This window comes from Megasphaera sp. DJF_B143 (assembly GCF_900320625.1).
GTDB classification, from domain to species: Bacteria; Bacillota; Negativicutes; order Veillonellales; family Megasphaeraceae; genus Megasphaera; species Megasphaera hexanoica.
Map to the genome: position 1 here is coordinate 1 of NZ_ONTA01000310.1, position 5,075 is coordinate 5,075.

The 5,075-nt window shown below is 51.4% G+C and carries 4 protein-coding genes; all 4 read right to left on the bottom strand.

Annotated elements, in window-relative coordinates; translation table 11 throughout:
• Positions 1 to 1,040 (bottom strand): CinA family nicotinamide mononucleotide deamidase-related protein (locus DBO31_RS08870; RefSeq protein WP_150824974.1); only part of this gene is annotated, 1,040 nt, incomplete at its 3' end.
• A gap of 12 nt (positions 1,041 to 1,052) precedes the next feature.
• Positions 1,053 to 2,387: a 30S ribosomal protein S12 methylthiotransferase RimO gene (rimO, locus tag DBO31_RS08875; protein WP_150824975.1), complete on the bottom strand. Its 1,335-nt coding sequence runs from the start codon at positions 2,385 to 2,387 to the stop codon at positions 1,053 to 1,055.
• A 5-nt stretch (positions 2,388 to 2,392) separates the two neighbouring features.
• The gene (locus tag DBO31_RS08880; protein ID WP_075581457.1) at positions 2,393 to 3,439 is read right to left on the bottom strand and encodes an ABC transporter substrate-binding protein; all 1,047 of its coding nucleotides are present in this window, start codon (positions 3,437 to 3,439) and stop codon (positions 2,393 to 2,395) included.
• A gap of 4 nt (positions 3,440 to 3,443) precedes the next feature.
• On the bottom strand, positions 3,444 to 5,075 hold a 1,632-nt coding region (locus tag DBO31_RS08885; RefSeq protein ID WP_150824976.1), incomplete at its 5' end, for a YgiQ family radical SAM protein.

Genomic DNA, 5,075 nt, shown 5'->3' on the forward strand with positions numbered 1-5,075 from the left:
CCATATAACCGGCGGCTACCATCGGCCATTTCAGCAGCCGTCTGGGAGCTGACTTCCGTATAGGCAGCCAGCGTATCCGCCGATACACCGAGAATGTGTTCCTTCATGGCATTGCAATACGTGCCAGCCGACCCAAGAAAATAAGCCGAGCTGCCGGCGACGTCGGTGATAAGGGATCCTACAAGGCCTCCCGTACAGGACTCTGCCGCGCTGACCGTCATTTTTTTTTCTTTCAGGATCCGTCCCAGAAGGGCTGCCATCGTTTCCTGATTATAGGTTACAGCGGCCCGGTGGAGCCGTTTCTGCAATTCCTGCCGAACGGGTTCCATCAATGCCCGCGCTTCTTCTTCCGTCTGTGCCCTGGCCGTTATCCGTACTTCCACAAAACCGGGCCGTGCATACATGGCCAGTGTCGGATTGGACTGCCCTTTAATAAGATCCATCAGCTTGTCTTCAATAAAGGCCTCTCCCATATCATATATTTTCATATACAATGACTCGATGTGTCCCTGGGAACCGAATGTCCGGATCAGATACGGCTTCAGGCGGTGTTCGTACATCCAGCGCATTTCCAGCGGTGGCCCAGGAAGATGGACCAGCAGTTTTTCACCTTTTTTCAGGGCCGTTCCCGGAGCTGTTCCGGCACCATTGGAAAAAACGACAGCGCCTTCCGGTATCATAGCTTGCCGTTTCTGGTTTTCCGTCAACTCCCGGTCCGGGTGATGAGCCGTAACCCACTCCCCGATAGCTTCCGCAATTTCTTCATGATACACGAGGGGGACCCCCATTACCCTGGCACCGATGATTTTTGTCATATCGCCCTGTGTCGGGCCAAGACCGCCTGTCGTTATAACGATATCAGCCCGTTGCAGAGCCGTGCGCAGTACCCCTTCCATGCGTTCCGGATTATCACCGACTGTCGTATGATATATGACAGAATACCCAAGAGCATTCAGTTCCCGCGAAAGGTAGCGGGAATTTTCATTGACGATTTCACCCAGGAGAAGTTCCGAGCCCGTCGTCACCACTTCGACAAACATAGTGTCACCTCATCATTCAGCCCGTTCGGCTACCAAATCGTAGGCGAATCCCTGGGAAATCCGCACGGGAATCATATCTCCCGGCTGTACGCCTTCGGCGTTTTCCAGATACGTCAGACCATCTACATCGGGAGCCTGAATTTCAATACGCCCCACAGCCTGACAGATTCCCTGTTCCTCTTCCACCCGTTCGACGAGCATCGTATGAAGGGAACCTTCCAGTTCCTGATTGCGATGTTCCGACACTTTTGCCTGGATAGCCATGAGCTGATGATAACGTTCCTCTTTGACTTCTTCAGGAATCTGATTATCCATCCGGGCTGCCGGCGTCCCGTCTTCACGGCTGTAGGTAAAGACGCCTACATCATCGAATTCCGTTTCTCTGACGAAATCGCAAAGCTGGCGGAACTCTTCTTCTGTTTCACCGGGAAAACCTACAATGAACGTGGACCGCAATGTCAGTTTACGGCCATGACTGCATAACTTTTTCATGAGACGGCGCACATCTTCTTCCGAATCGCGGCGGTTCATGCGTTCCAGCACAGACTGGGAAATATGCTGCAGCGGCAGATCGACATACGGGCAGATTTTATCTTCCTTGACGATCAGTTCCATCAGTTCGTCTGTAAAGTAATGCGGATAGAGATAAAACAGGCGAATCCAGCGGATGCCATCTATTTTTACAAGGCGGCGCAACAGTTCCGGCAGCAGGGAATGACCGGCCAGATCGACGCCATAACTAGTCGTATCCTGTGCAATGAGATTGATTTCTTTCACTCCGTCATCAGCCAGCTGCCGGACTTCTGCCACGACCGAATCGACAGGACGGCTGTATAAGCGTCCCCGGACATGGGGAATGATGCAGAAGGAACAACCGTTATTGCAGCCTTCCCCGATCTTGACGTAAGCACTGTAAGATGGCGTCGTACGCAGCCGGCTCGTATTCTGATTATACAAATGGCTGACATTATCCATAAAACAGGCTTTTCTTCCTTTTTTGACGGTATCGATGGCATCCCAGATCCGGTCCCATGATCCCGTTCCCAGCAAAGCATCGATCTCAGGCATTTCTTTCATCAGTTCTTCTTTATACTGCTGGCTGAGACAGCCTGTTACAATCAGTATCTGACAACGGCCTTCTGTCTTATATCTGGCTGCCTGGAGAATCGTATCAATTGATTCCTGCTTTGCTTTTTCAATAAACGTGCACGTATTTACGATGATGATATCCGCCTCTTCAAGGTCATCGGTGATTTCCATATGGCGGTCCCGCAAAATGCCCAGCATCACTTCTGTATCAATGAGATTTTTTGAACAACCCAGACTGACAAATCCTATTTTTTCCATGTAACTTATGGTTCCTTTCCAAATCGAATAGTTTTAATCCACCAATCCTGTACATTTTTCCGTCCCTGATCCGTATACAATTTGCGGACAGGGAAAAGCACAGGATACCGGTTGCGTCCATCTAATTCTTTCGGCAGCACATCGCTAGCTGTCGTCAAAAACAGTGTATTCTGATGCAGCAGTGCCAGGGCGCTCCGCGACAGCAGCCAGTCGGCAAAGACGGGAGCCAGTTCCGTATCGGTACACCATTTCGTCGTTCCCCTGCCGTACAGCCAGTAGGATGTCCCATTCTGGGGATACAGCATGACAACCGGCGCTTTATCCCGCAGGAACTGACGGACAGTCATAGCACTGGCAACACCCATATCGGCTTCACCGGCAGCAACGCGGCGCACGATGGGAGACATCGTCTTGGCATACGATGCAATATGAGGCTGCAGAGCCTTAAAGTACCGGCTGGCTTCTGCTGTCCCTGCAATTTCTACATACGAACAGAGAAAGTCTCCTGCCATATCCGTCGCTGCCAAATCGGGAAAAGCCAGGACCATATTCGGATCAGTCAGCAGATCATCCCAGGTTTCCAGTTCACTGCCACGGCGTTCGTAATATGCCTTGCTCACGACGAAAACCATAGGATCATACCAGGCACCTGTCCAATATCCATCTGCATCTTTAAACGAATAGGGAACGCTTTCCGTAGCCAGTGACGCATAGGGAACGAATATCGAGGCCTGTTGCAAATCCTTCAATACCGGTTCGGAAGCAATGACCATGTCCGGCCCGGCATCAGACGCTGCATCGTCAGCCAGCGACTGCAGTTCACTATCGGTACGCGTTTCAATCTGTACGCGCAGTCCCGTATCTCTATAAAACTTCCTGGCCAGAGCACTGTTGACGTCGGCCGGCATATCGGAATACACGACAAGGTGCCGTTCGGCCCGGTATGCATCCTGTGCTTTCTCTTCCTGTTGTTTTTCCAGTAATATATTGCTGAATCCGAGCACAGCCAGTACAAACAGTACAATAGCCAGTGTCGGTACATATTTTTTCATGAAATCACCTGAATCCATGGCGCTGCCGGTCTTGAAGCGTTCTGCCCTTCCGCCCCGGGTTTCCGGGCCGGCGGTTCCCTGCCCTTCCCGCAGTCTTTTCCATCCGCGCTTTTCCCGGCCGGCGGGGCGGAATCAGGCAGTGACTGCCATAGCCGATAAGATCCCGCCGTCCGGCTATGTACAGCGCCTTGTAGACAATATCATAATTGGCCGGATTCTTGTACTGCATCAGAGCCCGCTGCATCTGTTTTTCTTCCGGCCGCCGGGCTACGTAAACTTTTTCCCCCGTCAGTGGATTCATGCCCGTGTAATACATAGCCGTCGAGAGACTCCCCGGAGTAGGGATGAAATCCTGTACCTGTTCCGGCTGCATATGCATATCCCGCAAAAATTCCGCCAATGTAATGGCGTCGGCCAGAGTACAGCCCGGATGGCTGGACATAAAATATGGCACCAGGTACTGCTTTTTTCCCAATTTCCGGTTGGCTTCGTCAAACCATTTCTTAAACGTCAGAAAGGCATGTACATCAGCCTTTCCCATTAAATCGGTCACATGCTTTACGACATGCTCCGGTGCCACTTTCAGCTGTCCGCTGACGTGATACCGGCATAATTCTTCTACAAATTTCTTATTGTGATCCGCTAAAAGATAATCGTAGCGCAGTCCAGAGCGGACAAACACCTTTTTGACGCGGGGAATGTGGCGGATTTCCTGTAATAACTTCAAATAATCGTCATGTGACGTGTCCAGATTGGGACAGATTTCACTGCCGATACAATGGCGGTCTTTGCATACTCCGGCCGTCAGTTGCTTTTTACAGGCCGGATGGCGGAAATTAGCCGTCGGACCGCCTACATCATGGATATAACCTTTAAAACCGGGAAGGTGTGTCATATGCACGGCCTCCCGGATCAGAGATTCATGGCTGCGGTTCTGGACAATCGGTCCCTGATGACTGGTAATAGCGCAAAAATGACAATGTCCAAAGCATCCCCTGTGGCTGGTCAGGCTGAACTGCACTTCATGCAGGGCCGGCACACCGCCACAATCATCATAATCGGGATGCCAGCGCCGTGTAAAGGGCAGTTCATAGACGGCGTCCATTTCTTCTGTCGTAAGTGGCAGAGCCGGCGGCGTCTGAACGACATACCGGTTTTCCGACGGCTGGATAATCGTCCGGCCATAGAAAGGATCCTGTTCCTCATACTGTATTTTAAAGGCCCGGGCAAAGGCTTTTTTATCTGCCTTCACCTCCTCATAGGATGGACAAAGTACAGTTTTTTCCGATATAGGCGGCCGGCTGGTCACATAGCAGATGCCCCGGATATGATACATCTCCGCCACGTTTTTCCCCTCAGCCAGGGCATCGGCAATTTCTACGACAGAGTGTTCCCCCATGCCATAGCTCAGGATATCGGCTTTGCTGTCCAGCAATATGGAATGACGTACTTTATCCGACCAGTAATCGTAGTGGGCAAACCGTCGCAGACTGGCCTCAATGCCTCCGATAATGATGGGGACATCTTTATAAGCCTCGCGCATCCTGTTGGCATATACGATGGTAGCCCGTTCAGGTCGTTTCCCGGCTATACCGCCCGGTGAATAATTATCGGTGCTGCGAAATTTTTTTGCCGC

Excerpts from the sequence above, each read along its gene's own strand:
- DBO31_RS08880 (WP_075581457.1), bottom strand. The coding sequence starts at position 3,439 with ATGAAAAAATATGTACCGACACTGGCTATTGTACTGTTTGTACTGGCT.
- rimO (WP_150824975.1), bottom strand. The coding sequence starts at position 2,387 with ATGGAAAAAATAGGATTTGTCAGTCTGGGTTGTTCAAAAAATCTCATT.